Origin of the sequence: Marinitoga sp. 38H-ov (genome assembly GCF_011057715.1) — a bacterium.
Classification (GTDB): Bacteria; Thermotogota; Thermotogae; order Petrotogales; family Petrotogaceae; genus Marinitoga.
The window spans coordinates 1-19,011 of the sequence record NZ_LNGH01000011.1; the positions used below are offsets into that span (position 1 = coordinate 1).

Sequence of the window (19,011 nt, forward strand, 5' to 3'; positions counted from 1 at the left end):
AAAAAACAAAAATATTTTTAGAATAAATACCAGTAGGTTCCAAAACAAAAGCGATATCGTCCATATCTTTAAAAATAGAAACAAGTTTCTCGTAACCATCGATAGAATTATCAACAACACCTTTGATAGAATTATCAAGAAAATAATCAAGTTTATCTTTAGAAACATCGATACCAACAAACAACATAGAAACACAACCTTTCAGAATTAGATTCTAACTCTGGGTATATAAGAAAAGAGCCTCGTTATATGTAAGAGCTATAGCTCATTCTCCGGTAGCAATTCAACTTATATACCAAAGTTAGTCAGACTTTTTCAGGCGCTTTAATCGCAAGGAGGGGCAGAATTACTATAGTTAAATAATAACTCAGAGTTAGAATCGTTTTTTTAAAAACAATTATCAAATTTATTAATTATACGAAAACATTATACACGAGGAGGAAAAATATAAATATTAAGAAAGTAGAAAAAGCATCAAAAAAATTTTTAAGTGTCTATCCAGGCGGGTTTTCTCATCCGGAACTAATAAAACTTTCAAAAAAGCATATTCCCGATAAAATGCATAAAATGGCTATAGAATTTTTTGATTTTAATGTGTTTGAAAATACAGAACTCATAGTAGAAAATATGGCTAAAATGGTTTCAAAATCATCTCTAATATCTTTATTTGAAAAACCAAAATTTAAAGATGCATTGAGTTCAATGACAAATGAAGAAAAAAAGCAATTAGTAGAGGGTATTAAACAAATTATTCATGGAGATCAAGAATTAGGGTTTAATTTAGCCTTGGAAATTTTGACACAATATAAATTAGCAAAATGGACATTACTAACTGTTTTTCCTTATTATTATTTCCCTAGAAAAGAAGTTTTTATAAAACCTAATACTACAAAATTAATTATTAATTATTATGAATTGGAAGATATAAAGTATTCTCCTAAACCATCATATGATTTTTATGTAAAATATAGAAATTATATTTTGGAAATGAAAAAACATGTAGATAAAACTTTGGATATTGACAATGCAGCATTTACAGGCTTTTTAATGATGGCGACAGAATTATAAATATAAAGCGAGGGATATTGTGGATATAACGTTATTGGATAAAGTCATTTTATTTCCATTAATATTTTTAGCAGGTTTTGTAGATTCAATAGCTGGTGGTGGTGGATTAATATCTCTACCTGCATATCTGTTTATAGGACTTCCCAGTCATTATGCGTTGGCTACAAATAAATTATCTTCATCTATAGGAACGACTATAAGTACTTTAAGATATGCTAAAGGAAAAGCTATTATTTTTGAAATAGGAATTTTTTCAGTTGTTTTTTCTTTTTTAGGGTCTTTTTTAGGTGCAAGATTAGCATTAATATTATCAGATAATATTTTAAAAGTAGTTTTAGCAATATTGATTCCGTTAGCAGCGGTTTTTATTATGTTTAGAAAACCTATTAAATATAAAGAACAAAGAATATCTCATATAAAAAAAATAGTTTTTTCTAGCTTAATAGGGTTTATAATAGGAATGTATGATGGTTTTTTTGGACCAGGAACAGGTACATTTTTAATTATTTTATATGTTTCAATATTATCATTAGATCATGTAAAAGCCTCTGGAACAGCTAAAATTGTAAATTTAGCGTCAAATATTAGTGCTTTAATAACTTTTATAATTGGTGGAAAAGTATTTTTTTCTATAGGTCTTCCAGCGGCATTTTTTGGAATTGCAGGAAATTGGGTAGGTTCTGGGCTGGCTCTAAAAAACGGAAGTAAAATAATAAAACCAATAATGATAATTGTTCTTATTTTACTATTTATTAAAATATTATCTGATATTATATTTTAAACAATATAAATTGTTTAGGGATCATTTTAATCTTAATAAAATGATCCCTTTTTATTATTTTAAAAAAATATTTTATTTAAGAGTTTATATATTTTGCTGCTAAAGTAATATATGTAATCGCCAATAGCCCCTCAAATACAATCTTATAATCTTCATGAACCAATTTTATTTTTCTCCCATCAATTCTTTCAACTAGAGGCATAGATTCTACCATATCAGCTTTTGCTGTATCTGATAATTCAACTATCATCTCAATAGGCTTTTCAAAATTAAATACTGTAAAATCCTCTTTCCTATAATTTAGCATTACTTGAGTTGCGTCTTCAATTTCTTCTAATAATTTTTTCATTGGTTTAAATCTAGCAGAATATCTTCCTAAAGATTCTTTTGTAGATACATAAATTAAATTATTAAAATAACCATTTAATTGTTTCTCTAATTTATCATCTCCAACTACCATTGCAAGAGGAACATTAAATAAACCTCCAAAAGCTGCATTTATTAAAGTTTCATTCATATAAATTCCATTTATCCAAATATTGTGAATAGAAGAGCTCGAATATGTATGATCCATAGTAGAATATATTTCACCTATTCCAGAATGATATCCAAAAAAAATCATTCTATCAAAAGATGAATCAATTCCTGACATCATATAATATTTTCTAATTCCACCTGATATTAATTCTACATTTGGAAATTCATTTGTAATTTCCCATAATATATTATCTCCCATACCATGAGAATCTGAAATCAATACTTCATACTCTCTTAATGGCTTTAATAATGCTTTTAATTGTTCTAATGCATAATTTTGTTTAAAATTATTTCCCTTATTAACATCAGACCATTGAGTAACTCCACCTAATCCTTCAAAATCAAATGATATATATATTTTCATATTATCTCCCCCTTATATATATTTTACCATATATATTGACATAACAAAAAAATTTATATATAATATGAATAATTAGCTTAGCGAATTTTAGGAGGGATATTATGCTTTATTTTTTAGTTTTCTTAGCAGGATTATTTAGTGGTTTTATTAATGTAATAGCAGGTGGTGGATCATTAATTACTTTACCAGTATTAAATTTATTAGGACTGCCTATTGATATTGCCAATGGGACAAATAGAATAGGTATAATTTTTCAAAATATTACAGCTACAACAAAATTTAGAAAAAACGATGTTTTAGATCTAAAAAGAGCTATTTTTTTAGCTATTCCTGCAACTTTAGGAGCTATACTAGGTGCAAATATTGTTGTTAATATAGATAAAGGATTATTAAAAAGTATAGTTGGATTTATTTTAATAATTATGAGTGTATTTTTAATAAAAAAACCTGATCTTTGGACAAAAGAAAGAAAGGTTAAAAGGAACAACATATTAAGTTTTATAGTTTTCTTTTTAATAGGAATATATGGTGGATTTATTCAAGCAGGAGTAGGCTTTTTTTTAATGAGTGCATTGGTATTATTAGAAGGTTATGATTTAGTAAAAACTAATGCTATTAAAGTGTTTTTAGTTTTATCTTATACAATTTTTGCCTTTATAATATTTGCAATAAACAAACAAGTAGATTATTTAGCAGGATTTGTACTTGCATTAGGAAGTATAACAGGAGGATATTTGGGAAGTACTTTTTCAATAAAAAAAGGTTCAAAATGGATTCAAAGAATATTATTTATTGCATTAATAATTATTGGTATTTACTATATATATAATGCATTAAATATATAGGAGGTAAATATGAATTTTGATTATTTAGAGTATCCTTATCCATCTAAAAGAAATTGTATTTTTGCAAAAAATGGTGTAGTTGCCACATCTGAACCATTAGCAGCACAAGCAGGAGTAGAAATATTAAAAAAAGGTGGTAATGCTATTGATGCTGCAATTGCAACAGCTGCTGCATTAACAGTTGTTGAACCAACATCAAATGGTATTGGATCTGATAACTTTGCTATTATTTGGTATAATGGGAAATTATACGGTATGAATTCTAGTGGTTATTCTCCAAAAAATTTATCTTTGGAAAAATTAAGAGACATTAATGAAATAAAACCACATAGCTGGGAATCTGTAACTGTACCAGGTACCCCCGCTGGATGGAATTTATTATGGAATAAATTTGGTAAATTAGAATTTAAAGAATTATTTGAACCAGCAATTAAATATGCTATTGATGGTTATCCGGTTTCTCCAACTGTTTCATATTATTGGAATAGAGCAAATAAAATCTACAAAGAAAGATTAAAAGATGAAGTGTTTAAATATTGGTTTGAGACTTTTGGGTATGATGCACCTCAACCTGGTCAAATTGTAAGTTTGCCATATCATGCGAAAACATTAGAATTAATTGCAAATTCAAATGCTAAAGAATTTTATAATGGTTCAATAACAGAAAAAATAATAAAGTTTTCTGAAAAATATGGTGGATATTTTGATTATGATGATTTTGCTGAATTTAAAGGTGATTTAGTAGAACCCATTAAAATAAATTATAAAGGATATGATATTTGGGAGCTACCTCCAAATGTACAAGGAATTATTACATTAATGGCATTAAATATATATAAAAATTTAGAAATAAAAGATGAATTCGATATGTATCATAAATCTATAGAAGCATTAAAGTTAGCATTTATTGATGGGAAGGAATATATTACAGATATTTCAAAAATGAAAGTAAAAGTTGAAGATATGTTATCTGAAAATTATGCAAAGGAAAGATCAAAAAATATTTCTGATATTGCTATTGAACCATTCCCTGGAAAAATTCCTACTTCAAATACAGTTTATTTAGCAACAGCTGATAAATGGGGTAATATGGTATCTTTTATACAAAGTAATTATATGGGATTTGGTTCTGGAATAGTTGTTCCTGAAACTGGTATTGCATTACAAAATAGAGGTCATAGTTTTTCATTAGATAAAAATCATATAAATTTTTTAGAACCTAGAAAGAAACCATATCACACTATAATACCTGGATTTATAACTAAAGATAATAATCCTATAGGTCCATTTGGTGTAATGGGTGGATTTATGCAGCCACAAGGACATTTGCAAGTTATATTAAATCTTATAGATAAAAATTTAAACCCTCAATCTGCTCTAGATGCCCCAAGATGGCAATGGATTGAAAAGAAGACTATATTAGTGGAAAAAGATTTCCCTTCTCATATTGCAGAAAAATTAGAAAGAAAAGGTCATGAAATAAGAGTATCATTAAATTCAGGACCATTTGGAAGAGGCCAAATAATTTTAAAAGATAATAATTCATATGTAGCAGGAACGGAAAAAAGAGCTGATGGTTATATAGCTGTATATTAATCAAAATTTTTAATTATCAAATGATTATACTAAAAAAGCCCCGAAGGGCTTTTTTTATTCAATAGGAGAAATAGGAAGATTAAATACATATTCAATACTTCTTCTTAATAACCATATATAATATTCACTATCATAATAATTGTGTGTTGTATAAAATTCTAGTGGTGATGTAGAAGCAACTACTCTACCTTTTCCATATCTGTACTCAATATATGTTGGGTATTTTTCTAAAGAAGACTTTTCTTCTATAAATATTAATAAATTCTGTATATTTGCAGTGTCTAAATTATCAAATCCACCGTGACTAGCATAATTTCCATGAAGTTCATTATTTTCAGGGAATCCTTCTAATAATGGATGAGTTGTATTTACTAAAATATTATATTGGTCATAATAATCTCTCCATGTAACGCCACCAGGCAATCTACCAGTAAAATCGCCATAATTCCATCCATTATCACATGCTATCCAAAAAATTGTTCCCCCACTTTGAACAAATAAGTCAAACTTGTTGGAATTATTTTCATATATACTATAAAAGTTTGTTGTTTGGTCACCTTCAATTATTATAGCCCAGGATGGATCAAAAGAACTCATAGAGATTATATCACTTGAATTTTTTATCTCATATTGTTTTTTACCTAACCCATCTGTAAAACCTATTTCTTCTAATATTTCTACAATTGCATTAGGAGAACTCCAAGCAGCTACATCTCTAAAAATAACAACATGCTCGGCAGCCCGACGTAGAATTAAATTTGGAGCTATAGTATTTTTTGATTTTTCAATTAATATAGATGCAGCATCTGGAGTATATATTGAATTTTCTGATGGATCATAAGCATATACCACATAATTTCCTACCGGAACAAAGTCAAATGAATAATTTCCATTCTTATCTGAAAAAGCATACATTCCAGGTAATGGCTCCCCTTCCGGAGTTCTAATTTCAATTAAAATTCCAGAATGATTTGTTTTATCAATATATTTTACATTTCCGTTTAATGTACCATAATCACCTAGAGGATATAATATTAAAGTTTTTTCTAAAGTAATTTCAGAATCTTCAATTACATTAATAAATTGTTTAGTAGGGAAATACCCCTCTTTTTCAGCCTTTAGTATATAATTTCCAGCTGGTATATTTTCTAAAGTAAAATTCCCTTTTTCATCTGTATATGTTTCTCCTAATGTAGATATCGTATCAATAGGACTAAAACCTTCCCCTGTACTTTCTAACCCTTCTATAGATACTTTTATATTAGTGTAATCAAATGAATCGTATAATTTGGCTAATCCACTAATATCACTATTTCCAAGTAATGGGTCGATTTTTTGACATGAAAACAAAAAAAGAATTAAAAATATTGATATAGAAATATATAAAATTTTTTTCATATTATTCCCTCCTCTTTTAAAATCTAAGACCAAATTGCCCATAAGCACTATATATTCCAAATGTTTGTTGAAATGAAAGATCAAAAACAGTATTCATTCCACCTGTAAAAACAATAGGCCCTAAATATATTGATAACCCTCCTTTTATTAAATACATAGTATATGAATATAGTGAAAATGAGTTATCGTAATATTGTATAATTGGACTAACGCCACTAAAAATTTTCACATTTCCAAACGGTATTTGCAATAACGCAAATACAGTAGGTTGTAAATAAGTTATTTCATATGTTTCTATTATATCTGGCGGAGAAAACACACCCAATTCAACTCCCAACAAACTTTTGTCTCCAAATATAATATTTAATCCGTAAAAAGTTCTTTCATAACCAGATAATTCCATTAAATATGAACCAGAAATTTCAAATGAATATATTGATACAGCAAACATTATAATCAATATTAAAAAAATGAAATTTTTCATAATACCCCTCCTTTTTAATGATATATTAATATTATACACCTAGTATATAACTAAATGAATAAATTTATTTAAATGTAACTAATTATTAATTAATTATTATTTGTAATTTAATATTTTGAATTGCATTCAATATAATATTTAATAGGATTGGCAAAAGCCAATCCTATTTTTCTTTATAATTATATAAAAATTCTACTATTAATAAATATAGTTTTATAAAATTAGATAAATTTTTATCATTTAATATAAAAGATCTGTATATATTTTAATATGTATTTTTATAGGTATATCTGTAAATGTAAATTTTAATTATTAGGCAATATCTCTTTAAATGTTTAAATATAAACATTAAATAGTTCTATCAAAATAAACTTTAAAATCGTATCTTTTGTACTTATATGAGAATAGTTTTTAATATATAAATATAAATTATCATATTTTTATTGATCTTTTTATAAAAAATATTTTCTATAATATATTAACTATTTCTATAAAATAGAAATACATCTCATAGACAATAAAATAATTATGATCTATTTTTTCTACAATTTGAAATCAAAATACTAATCAATAGTATAAATGATCAAATTATTTGATTTTTAGTAAATATTTCATTTAATATTACTTTAGAAAGCATCGATGAGGATATTGGTTGTACCAGAAATATCAACGCTATTAAGTTATTACCTACATTTTTCTGATGTTTCAGTTGCAAATATCTAACTATTATACTTCCCACTATCTCAGAATAAATAATCGTAAAAAATGAGAATGTTGTAATATATATATTTATTTTAAACAAAAATGAAAATATCATTCCTATAACAGCAACTGTAAAAAAATGAAATGTTAGTAAATCTATCTCTTTTATTTTTTTGCTAAATTTTGTAATTAAAACTATATATAGCGAAAAGCTAATAGCACATATAATCATTAAAAAATCTCAAATATTAAACCTATGTATCCTACCTGATAACAAATAAGAACCTATTATAGATAACATAAATCCTATTCCTTGTTAAATATTAATTTTTTCTTTTTCAATAAAATAAGAAAAAATATGTATAAATACAACATATTGAGATGTTATGAAGCCAGCTTTAGATGTTGTTGTATATTTAATACCTACAACTTGAGTTAAATCTCCTATAGATAAAATAAGTCCTAAAATAACGGAATAGTAAATATTTCCTTTCTTAAAAAAAGAAATGAAATTATAGTAGCAATCAAAAATCTTATAGTTAAATAAAAAAGAGTATCTACACTTATAAGACCTATTTTTTGAATAGAAAAAGTACTTCCCATTAAAACCGCTGCCAATAAAATATAAAATATTGATTTTTTATTCATTTTCCCTCCTCTACAATACTTTTCTACTACCCGGTTTAATTAATTGAATATTTAATTTACATAATGGACAAGAATCAGGTTCAAATGTTTTTGCTTCTATTTCTAATAAGGAGTTTATTAAATAATTATTTAATATATTTTTTTTGCTTCTATTAATTATACAACCAATCCCAATAATTTTAGGATTATATTTTTGAATTGCATTTAATACCTCTAATGTCGATTTTCCTGTTGTTATAACATCTTCTATTATTATTATTTTTTTATTTTCTTCTATATAAAAATTTCTTCTTAACTCCATTTTTCCATCTTTATTTCTCTCGGTAAATAAAAATGGAACATCAAAAGCCTTTGCAACTTCGTGTCCTATTATAATTCCACCTAATGCTGGCGAGATAATATAATCTGGTATTTCATTAAATTTTTTTGATAATTCATTTCCTAATATTTGAGCATATTTTGGATATTTTAATACTTGTGCACATTGAATGTACTTATCAGAATGCAAACCAGATGATAATAAAAAATGACCTTTTAAAATTGCATTTGTATCTTCTAAAATTTTAATTAAATTCATTATTTTCCCTCCATTTATTAATTTCAGAATTATATAAAATTACTTTTTTTCTCGGATCATCACTAAAAATTACACTTCTTGAAACATTTATTAATATATTTTTATAACCATTAAGATTATTAAATATATCTTTAATACTACCACCTTGGGCACCTATACCAGGAATTAAAAATAACATATTATCAGAATTATTTACAATTTCTTTTATGAATATTGCATTCGTTGCACCTACAACTAAACCAATTTTATTTTTAAACTTTTTATTTAACTCATTCATTTTTTGAGTAATTTTTAAATATAATTTTTCAGGAATTTCAAAATCATATGCTCCTTTATTTGAAGTTAAAGATAAAACAAATATATGAGAATCATTATACATTAAATAAGGTTCTAGTGTATCTAACCCCATATAAGGATTAACAGTTAAAGAATCTATTTTTAATTTTTCAAAATAATATGTTGCATACGCCTTTGCAGTGTTTCCAATATCTCCCCTTTTTGCATCTAAAATAATTGGTATGTCTTCATCAACATTTTTAATATAATTTATAGTATTTTCTAATATTTCTAATCCTTTTGCTCCTAACTTCTCATAAAAAGCTATATTTATTTTATATCCACAGATCAAATCATATGTATTTTTTACTATCCATTTATTAAATTCGTAAATATCTCCATTTATTTTTTCATAATCACTATCTAATCCTACAAACAATACTGAATTATTTTTTTGTCTACGTTTAATATATTTATCAAACATAATATCCCTCCACAGCGCATGAAAAAATTTCATTATAATTTTTATTTTTAAAATAATTTTCTAAATCATATATTATTTTCAATGGTAAATAAGGATCTGTCATTACTCCTGACCCAACTCCAACTAAATTAGCCCCAGCCATAATAAATTCTATTGCATCTTTATAATCAAAAACACCACCCATACCTATTATCGGTATTTTTCTAAAATTTCTTCTTATTCTAAAAATTGTAGCTAAAGCTATTGGTTTTATTGCAGGCCCACTTAAACCTCCAACTCCTCTTTTTAAAATAACTTTTCCTGTATTAATATCTATTTTCATACCTTTTGGAGAATTAATTAATGTAATCCCATCCGCTCCTGCTTTAATTGCTGCATTAATTAAATCTTCTAAAAAAGTTTCTACTCCAAATTTAATAAAAATTGGTTTTTTTGAAATTTTTTTTACTTCTTGAACTAATTCAAAAATAGATTTTTCATTTATTCCAAGAGGAATTCCATCTTTTCCCACATTTGGACAAGATAAATTTAATTCAAATATAGCTGCATTAGAATTATTTAACTTATCAACTAACATTAAATAATCGCTTATATTTTCTCCACCCAAACTTAGAATAACATTTGTTTTTAAATTATTTAAAAATTTCAAATCATTTTTTATAAAATTTTCTATTCCTGGGTTTTGTAATCCTATAGAATTTATTATACCTGCTTTAACATTTACTATTCTAGGTGGCGGATTACCTTCTTTTTCTTTTATAGTTACTGTTTTTGATGTAAACCCACCTAATTTATTTAAATCAATATATTCTGCTAGTTCTTGTCCATTACCTCCAGGCCCGGAGGCTATAATTATAGGGTTTTTGAATTTTATATTACAAATTTCTACCATTCTAAATTCACCTCACTTAAATCAAATATAGGGCCATCTTTACAAATCATCTTTATTCCATTCTTTGTTTTAACCGGGCAACCTTTACAAATACCTATCCCACAACCCATAATAGCTTCAAGAGAAGCATAAATTTTAACATTATATAAACTAAAAGCTTTTTTTATAGATTTAATCATGTCCATACTTCCACAAACCAAAAAAGCATTATTATTTTCAAATTTTATATCTTTAAATAATTTTTCTATTAAATTCATTTTTTCTTCTTCATCTATATGTAACCCTTTAATATTAAATATTTTTCTTATTTCAGAAGTTGCATAACCATATATCTTTTTGTCAACTAAATGTGGATATTTTTCAGAAAAATGAATAAGAGGAGCAGAACCACAATCTCCACCTAATAATATATATTTTTTACTTTTATCTATTTTATTTATAAATGGAATACCATATGCTCCCCTTATATCTAATTCATCATTTTCTTTTAACATTTTTAATTCTGTTGTTAGTTCTCCAACAACTGCTATAAGAAATTTTATTATCTTTCCTTCTTGAAAAATAACAGAAAATGGTTTTCCAAAATCATAATATTTAGGCTTTAACATAACAAATTGTCCTGGTTCTATTAATATTTCTTTTTCAGTTTCTACAGTTAATAATATATAATTTTCTGTTTTTTTAATATCTTTTACAATGCAATTCATTTAAGATCCTCCTTATATTTAATTTTTCCATTTACAACTGTCATTATTACTCTTCCATTTAAAGTTTTATATGGAATATTTTTTCCTTTAGAAAATATTTTCCTATCCCAATTTTTATTTATATCAACTATTACTAAGTCAGCATTATACCCTTCTTTTATATCTCCTTTATTTTTAAGATTAAATATTTTAGAAGGATTATAAGTGATTTTCTCTATTAAATATTCTAAATCGATATTATATTTTTTAGATATTGTATATATAGCAGGAAAGAATATATCTAAACCAGAAATTCCGTTTGGAGCATTTTTATAATCAGTATTTTTTTCTTCTAATGTGTGAGGAGCATGATCACTAACTATTATATCTATATAATCTAAATTATCAATTAAATATTTAATTCCATTTTTATTTTGAAGTGGTGGATTTATTTTTTTTAAAGTATTTTTTTCATCTTTTTCTAATAATAAGTGATGAAAAGTAACTTCGCTACTTACTTTTAATTTGTTTAATTTTGCATATTTAATTAAATCAAGAGTATTTTTTGTTGAAATATGTGCTATATGAACATGACTATTTATATATTTTGATAACTCTATATCTCTAGCTACCATTAATGATTCAAATAAATCCATATTATAAAATCTTTTATTTTCACAATGATTAATTATAACCCCATTAAATTTTTTTACAATATTCAAAGCTTTAAACATTATCTCATCATTAAAAATTGGGTCTCCATCATCAGAAAAAAAAGTAAAACCTTTCTTACCTAAATTATCTAAATCATTTAATTCTATACCTTTTCTTTGTTTTGTCACCGAGGGAATAAGTATTACATTTGATAAATCTATTGTTTTAGATTTTTCTAAAATTAAATTTAATATTTCTAAATTATCCATAGCAGGATTTGTGTTAGGCATAATACCTAACGTTGTAACTCCACCATGAACTGCCGCTCTTAAACCATCATATATAGTTTCTTTATATTCAAAACCAGGTTCTCTTAAATGCGTGTGCATATCAATTATTCCAGGTATTAAGATTAAATCTTTTGCATCAATAACCTTATCTACTTTTTTTATTATTTTAGATATTTCAATTATTTTATCTTCTTCAATATATATATTAAAATTACCTTTAGTAGAATGTGAAATAATTTTAGCATTTTTTATTAAAAGCATAATATCACCTTAAATATCCCATATTTCATTATAATCGTGAGGGGTTTCACAATATTCGCAAATTAGTTCCCCATTATTATTTCTTATAAAAGAGCCTTTTACATTTTCCCCATGAATAGGATTAGATATACAATTTTCATTTTTACATTTTAATTCTTCAAATCCATACACTTTAGGCGGTAATTTTATCCTATATTTTTCAGTTACCCTTGAATTTTTTATTATATTAACAGTAATATTTGGAGAAATTGCAGAAAGCTTTTTAATTTCTCTTTTTGATAAATATTTATCAGGTAAGCTTATATATCCTTTTAATTTTCCGTCTTCAGATTTAAAAATACCATCTGCACTATCAATATCAAAAAATTTCATAATCTTTCTTATTTTTAAAATTGTTAAAAATATTTCATCCGCTCCTTTACCCTTTGCAATATGATCAATTACTGTTCCATTTTCTATAGGTTTAATACCTCTTTTTCCATCTTTTTGGACACCTTTTGTTCCATTTATTACTGGAGCACTAATTATATACTCTTCATTATTACAAATATCTGTATTATTGTTAGAATTGTATTTTAATGCGCCTCCAAACATAGATAATAATATTATACGTGTCCAATATCCGTTAATTGCTTGTTTTTCCCAACCATTTAATGGTAATGAATCAAGGAAAGTTGGAATAGTAGGATAAATTTTATGTCTTGGTAAAGGATGGTAAAATTTAACATCTTGAGGAAGCAAAGGAAGGAATTCTTTTTTAAAAGTTACAGATTTTCTCAAAAAAAATTCTTTTTCTAAAATATCTTCTCCCATTCTCTCTAATTGAAGTCTTGTAAAATACCAAATATTTGCTATATCTTTTTGTTTTAAATATTTTTCAATTGACTCAAATATTCTAACTTCAAATCCATTTGATTTCATTTTTTCTATATAATGTTTTGGCATTAAAATTTCTTGAGGAGCTATTAAATCCACTTTAACATTTTTAAAAATTTTTAATCCATTAACTTTTGAATGTACAGTTCTTCCGTGCAAAAGATCACCAACTAATGCTATATGAATATAAGAATTATCAAAATTATTTTTTTCAAGGAAGGTAAATTCATCGAGGAGTTCTTGGGTAGGGTGTTCATGCTTTCCATCACCAGCATTTATAAAAGAAGGGACAATAAGGTTATTCCTAACAGCAAAATCAGAAACGGATTTTTCAAGTAACTTACAAGTACCTTCTAACTTTGTTCTTACAATAAAAATTGAATAATCACTATAACCGGTTAGCATATTAAACGTATCAACATAACTTTCATTTTTATTAAAGGAGGAGAGATTTGAATCGAAGATAGTTACTTTAGCATTTTTGTGGAATTTTGCAGCATTTATAAAAGATTCTTTAGTTCTTGTACTAGGTTCGATAAATACAATATAAATACCAACATTTCCTTTAATCATAAATTCAGAAACATCTTCTTTATTAAACCATTTTTCTTTTAATCTTCGGGTTTGATTATACAAAAAAAGTTGTTCATCAATACTTAAATCATTAATAACAGTAAGAGACCTACTTAGAAAAGTATCTTTTAACACTTTTTCCAACTTAACCACCTCCCAAAAAATAATTTATTCTCGAAAATAATACACAATTTTTTCTTAAAAATCAATTAATTAAATGTAACGCAAAAATTAAAAAACCCCCTGATAATTTAGGGGGTTTTTTGGTGGCCAGGGACAGAATCGAACTGTCGACACCTGGATTTTCAGTCCAGTGCTCTACCAACTGAGCTACCTGGCCTCTAATAAAATGGTGGGTGCTGCAGGGATCGAACCTACGACCTTCTGCTTGTAAGGCAGACGCTCTCCCAGCTGAGCTAAGCACCCACTTCTCTGGCGCCCCCAACGGGATTTGAACCCGTGCCTTTGGCGTGAAAGGCCAATGTCCTAGGCCGCTAGACGATGGGGGCATCACAACCGAAATATATAATATCAAAAAAAAGATTAAATATCAATAAATCAAATATTTAAATTATGTAAAATTTGTTTTTTTAAAAATATATTTAATTTACATATTTTTAATTTTGATTTTATTTTCTTTTCATATTATTTTTGATAAAATCGCGGTGTATAAAATTAAAATTTAATATTATTATTTCCTCTTCCTGTATAATCCCAATAATATGGTTTGGGAGTCTCTACCAGACAGCCGTAAACTGTCTGACTACAGGGAGAGGGGTGTGGTATTATTTATAATCGCGCCTCTCTTCCTGAGAGGCGCTTTTATTTTTTAAAAAATAGGAGGGATAAAATGGCAAAAGTTCTTGTTGTTGCAGGAAGTAATTCTGATAAAGAATTTGTAGAACAAGGATTAGCATTATTTAATGAATTGGGTATAGAATATGAATTTAAAATCTTTAGCGCTCATAGGAATCTCGAGGATTTAACAAATTATATAAAGAATCTCCCTAACGACTTTAGCATTATTATAGCAGTAGCAGGGTTAGCTGCAGCTCTTCCTGGAGTAATTTCTGCACTTACAACACTTCCTGTAATTGGTGTTCCTAATGATATTGGTCCTTTAAAAGGAATTGATGCATTACTATCAATGGTACAAATGCCAAAAGGGGTACCTGTAGCAACGATGGGAATAGGCAATCACGGAATGAAAAATGCTGCATTTTTTGCTAAAAGAATATTAGAGTTGGAGGGAAAAAAATGAATGCAAAAAATTTAAAGTTATTATATGAAGGAAAAGCAAAAAAAATTTTTGAATTCACAGAAAATGAAGTAATAATTTTTTTCAAAGATGATGTTACTGCTTTTAATGGATTAAAAAAAGACTCATTAAGCGGAAAAGGAAAAATAAATAAAAAGATTTCAAAATTCTTTTTTGATATGTTAGAAAAGGAAAATATACCTACTCACTTTATTAAAGATATTGACGAAAACTCTTTTTTAGCAAAAAAAGGAAAAATAATACCTTTAGAAGTAATTGTTAGAAATTATACAGCAGGTAGTTTTTGTAAAAGATATGGTTTAAAAAAAGGTATTAAATTTAAAAATCCTATATTAGAGTACTCTTTAAAAAATGATGAATTAGGTGATCCAATGATTTGTAAAAATATAATTTTATCTTTAAATTTAATTGAAAATAATTTATTAGAAAAAATTGAAAATTATTCATTAAAAATAAATAATATTATTTCTAATTTTTTATTAGAAAAAAATTTAATTTTAGTTGATTACAAATTGGAATTTGGAATTAATAATAACGAGATATTTTTAGCCGATGAAATTTCTCCAGACACATGTAGATTTTGGGATAAAAACACAATGGAATCATTTGATAAAGATATATATAGAGAAAATAAAGGTAACTTAATAGATAAATATAAAGAATTTTTAAGGAGGATAAATTTATGAAAAAATATATTTTTGAAGCTTTAATCACATTAAAAAATGGAATATTAGATCCTCAAGGTATAGCAACTCAAAAAGTATTAAAAAGATTAAATTATCCTGTTAATAATATTAAATTTGGAAAATTAATTGAATTTGAAATAGTTACTGATAATATTGAAAATGCCAAAAAAATTGCTGAAGATATAACATTTAATACTTTAATAAATCCCGTATTAGAAAATTTTGAATTAAAAATACTAAAGGAGATAGAACTATGATAAATGCTGGAATAATTGTATTCCCAGGAACAAATTGTGATAGGGATGCGGAATTTGCATTAAAAATGTGTGGTTTTAATACAGAATACGTTTGGCATGATTTCACAAATATATCAAAATATAATCTTATTTTTATACCTGGCGGTTTCTCATATGGAGATTATTTAAGAGCAGGCGTGTTAGCAAGGTTTTCACCAGTAATGAAAGAAATTGAAAAATATATTTTAAACAATAAAGGTTATGTTATAGGTGTTTGTAATGGGTTTCAAATTTTAACTGAAGCTGGTATTTTACGAGGGGCATTAACAAAAAATAAATCATTGAAATTCATTTGTAAAGATGTTGAATTAAAAATTATGAATAAAAATACTATTTTTACTAAACATATTAAAAAAAACAATTTAATAATTCCTATTGCTCACGGAGAAGGAAATTATTATATTGAAAACTATGAAGAATTAAAAAATAAAAATCTTATTGCTTTTGAATATATTGAAAACCCAAATGGATCAATTGGTAATATAGCTGGTATATATAATGAAAAATTTAATGTTTTAGGAATGATGCCGCATCCGGAAAGAAATTCCGTTAATTTATTGGGAAATGGTGATGGAAGAGAAATTTTACTCTCTATCAGGAGGTCAATTGAAAATGAATACATTTTATAAAAAATTAGGATTAAAAGATTTTGAATATGAAAAAATAAAAAAAGATTTAAAAAGAGAACCAAATGAATTAGAATTATATATGTATTCCGCACAATGGTCAGAACATTGCGGATACAAGCACTCAAAAGATCTTTTAAAAAAGCTTCCAAAAAATATTGATGGTGAAAATGCAGGATATGTTACTATAGATGATTTCGCAATCGTTTTTAAAGTAGAAAGCCACAATCATCCAAGTGCTGTTGAACCATATCAAGGTGCTGCTACAGGAATTGGTGGAATAGTTAGAGATATTTTAGCCATGGGAGCAAGACCTATTGCATTACTAGATTCCTTGCGCTTTGGTATAGATCAAAAATCAAAAAATATATTTGAAGGTGTAATTTCTGGAATTAGCGGATATGGAAACTCTATTGGAGTACCAACAGTTTCTGGAGAAACTTTTTTTGATGACAGTTTTAATTCGAATCCTCTAGTAAATGTAATGTGTTTAGGCATTGTAAAAAAAGATCAATTATCTTCTTCAAAAGCAAATGCTCCTGAAAAATTATATGTATATGTTGGTTCAAAAACAGGAAGAGATGGTATTCATGGTGCTTCTTTTGCTTCTAAAGAGTTATCCGGTAAAGATGATAGACCTTCTGTACAAATAGGAGATCCATTTTCTGAAAAGAATTTAATAGAAGCTACATTGGAAATATTAAAAATAGATGGCGTTTTAGCATGTCAAGATATGGGGGCAGCCGGAATACTAAGTTCTTCATCTGAAATGTCTTTTAAGGGAAATTTAGGATGTGAATTATATATGGAAAATGTTCCATTAAGAGAAGCAAATATGGAACCATGGGAAATATTACTTTCAGAATCTCAAGAAAGAATGCTTTTTTTAGTTGAACCTGGTATAGAAAAAGAAATAGAAAAAATAGCTAATAAATATTTTTTAGATTTTAGTATTATTGGAAAAACAATTAATGGAAAAAATATAAAAATATATAAAAATGGAAATTTATTATCAGATATACCAATATATTCATTAGTAGATGCTCCATCGTTATATAGAAAAACTATAAAACCAAAATACATTGAGGAAATTAAGCATAATAATATCAAGATCAATATAGATCTTAAAGATGCGTTGAAAAAAATGGTGAAAAATATAAACATAGCTAACAAATCATGGATTTTTGAACAGTATGATTATATGGTAGGTACAAATACTTTAATTAAACCAGGTAAAGCCGATGCATCTGTATTATGGTTAAAAGGTACAAATAAAGGAATAGCGGTAGCTATTGATGGAAATAGTTACTATTCATATATAGATCCATATGAAGGAAGTAAAAATATTGTTTTTGAAGCTGCTAGAAATATTATATCAGTAGGTGCTATTCCTTTAGGTATAACAGATAACATGAATTTTGGAAACCCAGAAGACGACATTGTTATGTGGCAGTTTGAAAAAAGCATTGAAGGAATAGCAGATGCTTGTAAAATATTAAACATACCTGTTACAGGAGGAAATGTAAGTTTCTATAACGAATCTAAAAATAAAGCAATATTACCAACACCCGTTATTGGAATTGTTGGAGAAGTTAATATAAATAATATTATGGATATGACTTTTAAAAAACCCTTGGATAAAGTATATTTAATTGGAAAAGTACATTTAGATAAATCGAAAATAGGAGGAAGTATTTACCAAAAAATTTTACAAAATACGATATTTGGAGAAATTGATACCGTAAATCCAGATTATGAAATAAAAATACATAATGCTATTTTAAGTTTAATAAAAAATAACATTGTAAATTCCGTCCATGATGTTTCTAAAGGAGGTATTGCTATTGCAATTTTAGAATCCGCATTAAATGGAAACATTGGATTTAACGGAGAAATCGGAAATACCTTAGAAGAAATATTTGGAGAAAATCAATCTAGATTTTTAGTTTCTGTCCCTCCAGAAAAAAGCATTTTTCTTGAAGATTTACTTAAATTGCACAAAGTTGAATTTAAATGTATAGGTGAAGTTATGCCAAGAGACTATGGTATAAATTTTGGTTTTGGGAAATTTGAATTCGAAGAACTATATAACCTATACTTTAATTCAATTAAAGTATATATGGAGGAATAAA

General features: G+C 26.2%; 20 protein-coding genes, 3 tRNA genes, 1 pseudogene and 1 riboswitch. Of the genes and pseudogenes, 9 read left to right on the forward strand and 15 right to left on the reverse strand.

Annotated features, from left to right (window positions below; translation table 11 throughout):
* A pseudogene (locus AS160_RS03700) lies at nucleotides 1-187 on the reverse strand (IS110 family transposase); the annotation flags it as partial.
* Between the two features lie 380 nt (nucleotides 188-567).
* On the opposite strand from AS160_RS03700, the gene AS160_RS03705 reads away from it, so the two are divergent.
* Both AS160_RS03705 and AS160_RS03710 read left to right on the forward strand, forming a co-directional pair.
* Entirely contained in the window at nucleotides 568-1,068 is a 501-nt protein-coding gene (locus AS160_RS03705; protein WP_206528066.1) for a hypothetical protein, read from the forward strand.
* A gap of 19 nt (nucleotides 1,069-1,087) precedes the next feature.
* Nucleotides 1,088-1,849 (forward strand): TSUP family transporter, encoded by a 762-nt coding sequence (locus AS160_RS03710; protein WP_165145085.1) that lies wholly within the window; start codon nucleotides 1,088-1,090, stop codon nucleotides 1,847-1,849.
* A 76-nt stretch (nucleotides 1,850-1,925) separates the two neighbouring features.
* Here AS160_RS03710 and AS160_RS03715 read toward each other — a convergent pair whose 3' ends face one another.
* Complete coding sequence (locus AS160_RS03715) at nucleotides 1,926-2,750, reverse strand: M55 family metallopeptidase (RefSeq protein WP_165145088.1); 825 nt, start codon at nucleotides 2,748-2,750, stop codon at nucleotides 1,926-1,928.
* Nucleotides 2,751-2,851: 101 nt separating this feature from the next.
* On the opposite strand from AS160_RS03715, the gene AS160_RS03720 reads away from it, so the two are divergent.
* Complete coding sequence (locus tag AS160_RS03720; RefSeq protein ID WP_165145091.1) at nucleotides 2,852-3,595, forward strand: sulfite exporter TauE/SafE family protein; 744 nt, start codon at nucleotides 2,852-2,854, stop codon at nucleotides 3,593-3,595.
* A gap of 9 nt (nucleotides 3,596-3,604) precedes the next feature.
* The gene (locus tag AS160_RS03725) at nucleotides 3,605-5,191 is read left to right on the forward strand and encodes a gamma-glutamyltransferase family protein (protein ID WP_165145094.1); all 1,587 of its coding nucleotides are present in this window, start codon (nucleotides 3,605-3,607) and stop codon (nucleotides 5,189-5,191) included.
* Nucleotides 5,192-5,245: 54 nt separating this feature from the next.
* Here the strand turns inward: AS160_RS03725 and AS160_RS03730 are convergent, their stop codons facing one another.
* The 13 genes from AS160_RS03730 to AS160_RS03790 form a co-directional block, all read right to left on the reverse strand.
* Nucleotides 5,246-6,589: a carboxypeptidase-like regulatory domain-containing protein gene (locus AS160_RS03730; protein ID WP_165145097.1), complete on the reverse strand. Its 1,344-nt coding sequence runs from the start codon at nucleotides 6,587-6,589 to the stop codon at nucleotides 5,246-5,248.
* A gap of 16 nt (nucleotides 6,590-6,605) precedes the next feature.
* Nucleotides 6,606-7,073, reverse strand: coding sequence for a hypothetical protein (locus AS160_RS03735; protein ID WP_165145100.1), 468 nt, complete (start codon nucleotides 7,071-7,073; stop codon nucleotides 6,606-6,608).
* Between the two features lie 583 nt (nucleotides 7,074-7,656).
* Nucleotides 7,657-8,007 carry an EamA family transporter gene (locus tag AS160_RS03740; RefSeq protein WP_165145103.1) on the reverse strand — a complete coding sequence of 117 codons (351 nt, stop codon included), beginning with the start codon at nucleotides 8,005-8,007 and terminating at the stop codon, nucleotides 7,657-7,659.
* Nucleotides 8,008-8,237: 230 nt separating this feature from the next.
* Entirely contained in the window at nucleotides 8,238-8,423 is a 186-nt protein-coding gene (locus AS160_RS03745; RefSeq protein WP_165145106.1) for an EamA family transporter, read from the reverse strand.
* A gap of 10 nt (nucleotides 8,424-8,433) precedes the next feature.
* Nucleotides 8,434-9,000 (reverse strand): orotate phosphoribosyltransferase, encoded by a 567-nt coding sequence (gene pyrE, locus AS160_RS03750; protein ID WP_165145109.1) that lies wholly within the window; start codon nucleotides 8,998-9,000, stop codon nucleotides 8,434-8,436.
* Nucleotides 8,987-9,760: an orotidine-5'-phosphate decarboxylase gene (pyrF, locus tag AS160_RS03755; protein ID WP_165145112.1), complete on the reverse strand. Its 774-nt coding sequence runs from the start codon at nucleotides 9,758-9,760 to the stop codon at nucleotides 8,987-8,989. The genes pyrE and pyrF overlap by 14 nt, the downstream gene beginning before the upstream one ends.
* A complete protein-coding gene (locus AS160_RS03760; protein WP_165145115.1) occupies nucleotides 9,753-10,652 on the reverse strand; it encodes a dihydroorotate dehydrogenase in 900 nt (299 codons plus the stop codon). Before AS160_RS03760 ends, pyrF begins: the two co-directional genes overlap by 8 nt.
* Nucleotides 10,646-11,359: a dihydroorotate dehydrogenase gene (locus tag AS160_RS03765; protein WP_165145118.1), complete on the reverse strand. Its 714-nt coding sequence runs from the start codon at nucleotides 11,357-11,359 to the stop codon at nucleotides 10,646-10,648. The genes AS160_RS03760 and AS160_RS03765 overlap by 7 nt, the downstream gene beginning before the upstream one ends.
* Entirely contained in the window at nucleotides 11,356-12,543 is a 1,188-nt protein-coding gene (locus AS160_RS03770) for a dihydroorotase (RefSeq protein ID WP_165145121.1), read from the reverse strand. Before AS160_RS03770 ends, AS160_RS03765 begins: the two co-directional genes overlap by 4 nt.
* A gap of 9 nt (nucleotides 12,544-12,552) precedes the next feature.
* Complete coding sequence (locus tag AS160_RS03775; protein WP_165145124.1) at nucleotides 12,553-14,136, reverse strand: bifunctional aspartate carbamoyltransferase catalytic subunit/aspartate carbamoyltransferase regulatory subunit; 1,584 nt, start codon at nucleotides 14,134-14,136, stop codon at nucleotides 12,553-12,555.
* A 120-nt stretch (nucleotides 14,137-14,256) separates the two neighbouring features.
* Nucleotides 14,257-14,332 (reverse strand) — tRNA-Phe (locus AS160_RS03780).
* A 10-nt stretch (nucleotides 14,333-14,342) separates the two neighbouring features.
* Nucleotides 14,343-14,418, reverse strand: a tRNA-Val gene (locus AS160_RS03785).
* A 7-nt stretch (nucleotides 14,419-14,425) separates the two neighbouring features.
* Nucleotides 14,426-14,501, reverse strand: a tRNA-Glu gene (locus tag AS160_RS03790).
* 175 nt (nucleotides 14,502-14,676) lie between these two features.
* Nucleotides 14,677-14,778, forward strand: a riboswitch (purine riboswitch).
* A 64-nt stretch (nucleotides 14,779-14,842) separates the two neighbouring features.
* Between AS160_RS03790 and AS160_RS03795 the strand changes: the two genes are divergently transcribed.
* From AS160_RS03795 to purL, 5 genes are read left to right on the forward strand one after another with little or no spacing between them, the layout of a single operon-like run.
* Complete coding sequence (locus AS160_RS03795) at nucleotides 14,843-15,253, forward strand: AIR carboxylase family protein (protein ID WP_165145127.1); 411 nt, start codon at nucleotides 14,843-14,845, stop codon at nucleotides 15,251-15,253.
* Nucleotides 15,250-15,957, forward strand: a complete 708-nt coding sequence (gene purC / locus AS160_RS03800; protein WP_165145130.1) for a phosphoribosylaminoimidazolesuccinocarboxamide synthase — start codon at nucleotides 15,250-15,252, stop codon at nucleotides 15,955-15,957. The genes AS160_RS03795 and purC overlap by 4 nt, the downstream gene beginning before the upstream one ends.
* On the forward strand, nucleotides 15,954-16,214 hold the full coding sequence (gene purS / locus AS160_RS03805; protein WP_165145133.1) for a phosphoribosylformylglycinamidine synthase subunit PurS: 261 nt from the start codon (nucleotides 15,954-15,956) through the stop codon (nucleotides 16,212-16,214). Before purC ends, purS begins: the two co-directional genes overlap by 4 nt.
* Complete coding sequence (purQ, locus tag AS160_RS03810) at nucleotides 16,214-16,882, forward strand: phosphoribosylformylglycinamidine synthase subunit PurQ (protein WP_165145402.1); 669 nt, start codon at nucleotides 16,214-16,216, stop codon at nucleotides 16,880-16,882. The genes purS and purQ overlap by 1 nt, the downstream gene beginning before the upstream one ends.
* Nucleotides 16,866-19,010 (forward strand): phosphoribosylformylglycinamidine synthase subunit PurL, encoded by a 2,145-nt coding sequence (purL, locus tag AS160_RS03815; RefSeq protein WP_241244215.1) that lies wholly within the window; start codon nucleotides 16,866-16,868, stop codon nucleotides 19,008-19,010. Before purQ ends, purL begins: the two co-directional genes overlap by 17 nt.
* Nucleotide 19,011 lies beyond the last annotated feature (1 nt).

Bases quoted from the DNA above. Each gene is read 5' to 3' on its own strand.
- AS160_RS03715 (WP_165145088.1), bottom strand. From the start codon at position 2,750: ATGAAAATATATATATCATTTGATTTTGAAGGATTAGGTGGAGTTACT.
- purL (WP_241244215.1), top strand. From the start codon at position 16,866: ATGAATACATTTTATAAAAAATTAGGATTAAAAGATTTTGAATATGAA.
- AS160_RS03795 (WP_165145127.1), top strand. From the start codon at position 14,843: ATGGCAAAAGTTCTTGTTGTTGCAGGAAGTAATTCTGATAAAGAATTT.
- pyrF (WP_165145112.1), bottom strand. From the start codon at position 9,760: ATGTTTGATAAATATATTAAACGTAGACAAAAAAATAATTCAGTATTG.
- AS160_RS03765 (WP_165145118.1), bottom strand. From the start codon at position 11,359: ATGAATTGCATTGTAAAAGATATTAAAAAAACAGAAAATTATATATTA.
- AS160_RS03705 (WP_206528066.1), top strand. From the start codon at position 568: ATGGCTATAGAATTTTTTGATTTTAATGTGTTTGAAAATACAGAACTC.
- AS160_RS03770 (WP_165145121.1), bottom strand. From the start codon at position 12,543: ATGCTTTTAATAAAAAATGCTAAAATTATTTCACATTCTACTAAAGGT.
- purC (WP_165145130.1), top strand. From the start codon at position 15,250: ATGAATGCAAAAAATTTAAAGTTATTATATGAAGGAAAAGCAAAAAAA.
- AS160_RS03730 (WP_165145097.1), bottom strand. From the start codon at position 6,589: ATGAAAAAAATTTTATATATTTCTATATCAATATTTTTAATTCTTTTT.
- AS160_RS03740 (WP_165145103.1), bottom strand. From the start codon at position 8,007: ATGATTATATGTGCTATTAGCTTTTCGCTATATATAGTTTTAATTACA.
- pyrE (WP_165145109.1), bottom strand. From the start codon at position 9,000: ATGAATTTAATTAAAATTTTAGAAGATACAAATGCAATTTTAAAAGGT.
- AS160_RS03745 (WP_165145106.1), bottom strand. From the start codon at position 8,423: ATGAATAAAAAATCAATATTTTATATTTTATTGGCAGCGGTTTTAATG.
- AS160_RS03725 (WP_165145094.1), top strand. From the start codon at position 3,605: ATGAATTTTGATTATTTAGAGTATCCTTATCCATCTAAAAGAAATTGT.
- AS160_RS03760 (WP_165145115.1), bottom strand. From the start codon at position 10,652: ATGGTAGAAATTTGTAATATAAAATTCAAAAACCCTATAATTATAGCC.
- AS160_RS03735 (WP_165145100.1), bottom strand. From the start codon at position 7,073: ATGAAAAATTTCATTTTTTTAATATTGATTATAATGTTTGCTGTATCA.
- purS (WP_165145133.1), top strand. From the start codon at position 15,954: ATGAAAAAATATATTTTTGAAGCTTTAATCACATTAAAAAATGGAATA.
- AS160_RS03720 (WP_165145091.1), top strand. From the start codon at position 2,852: ATGCTTTATTTTTTAGTTTTCTTAGCAGGATTATTTAGTGGTTTTATT.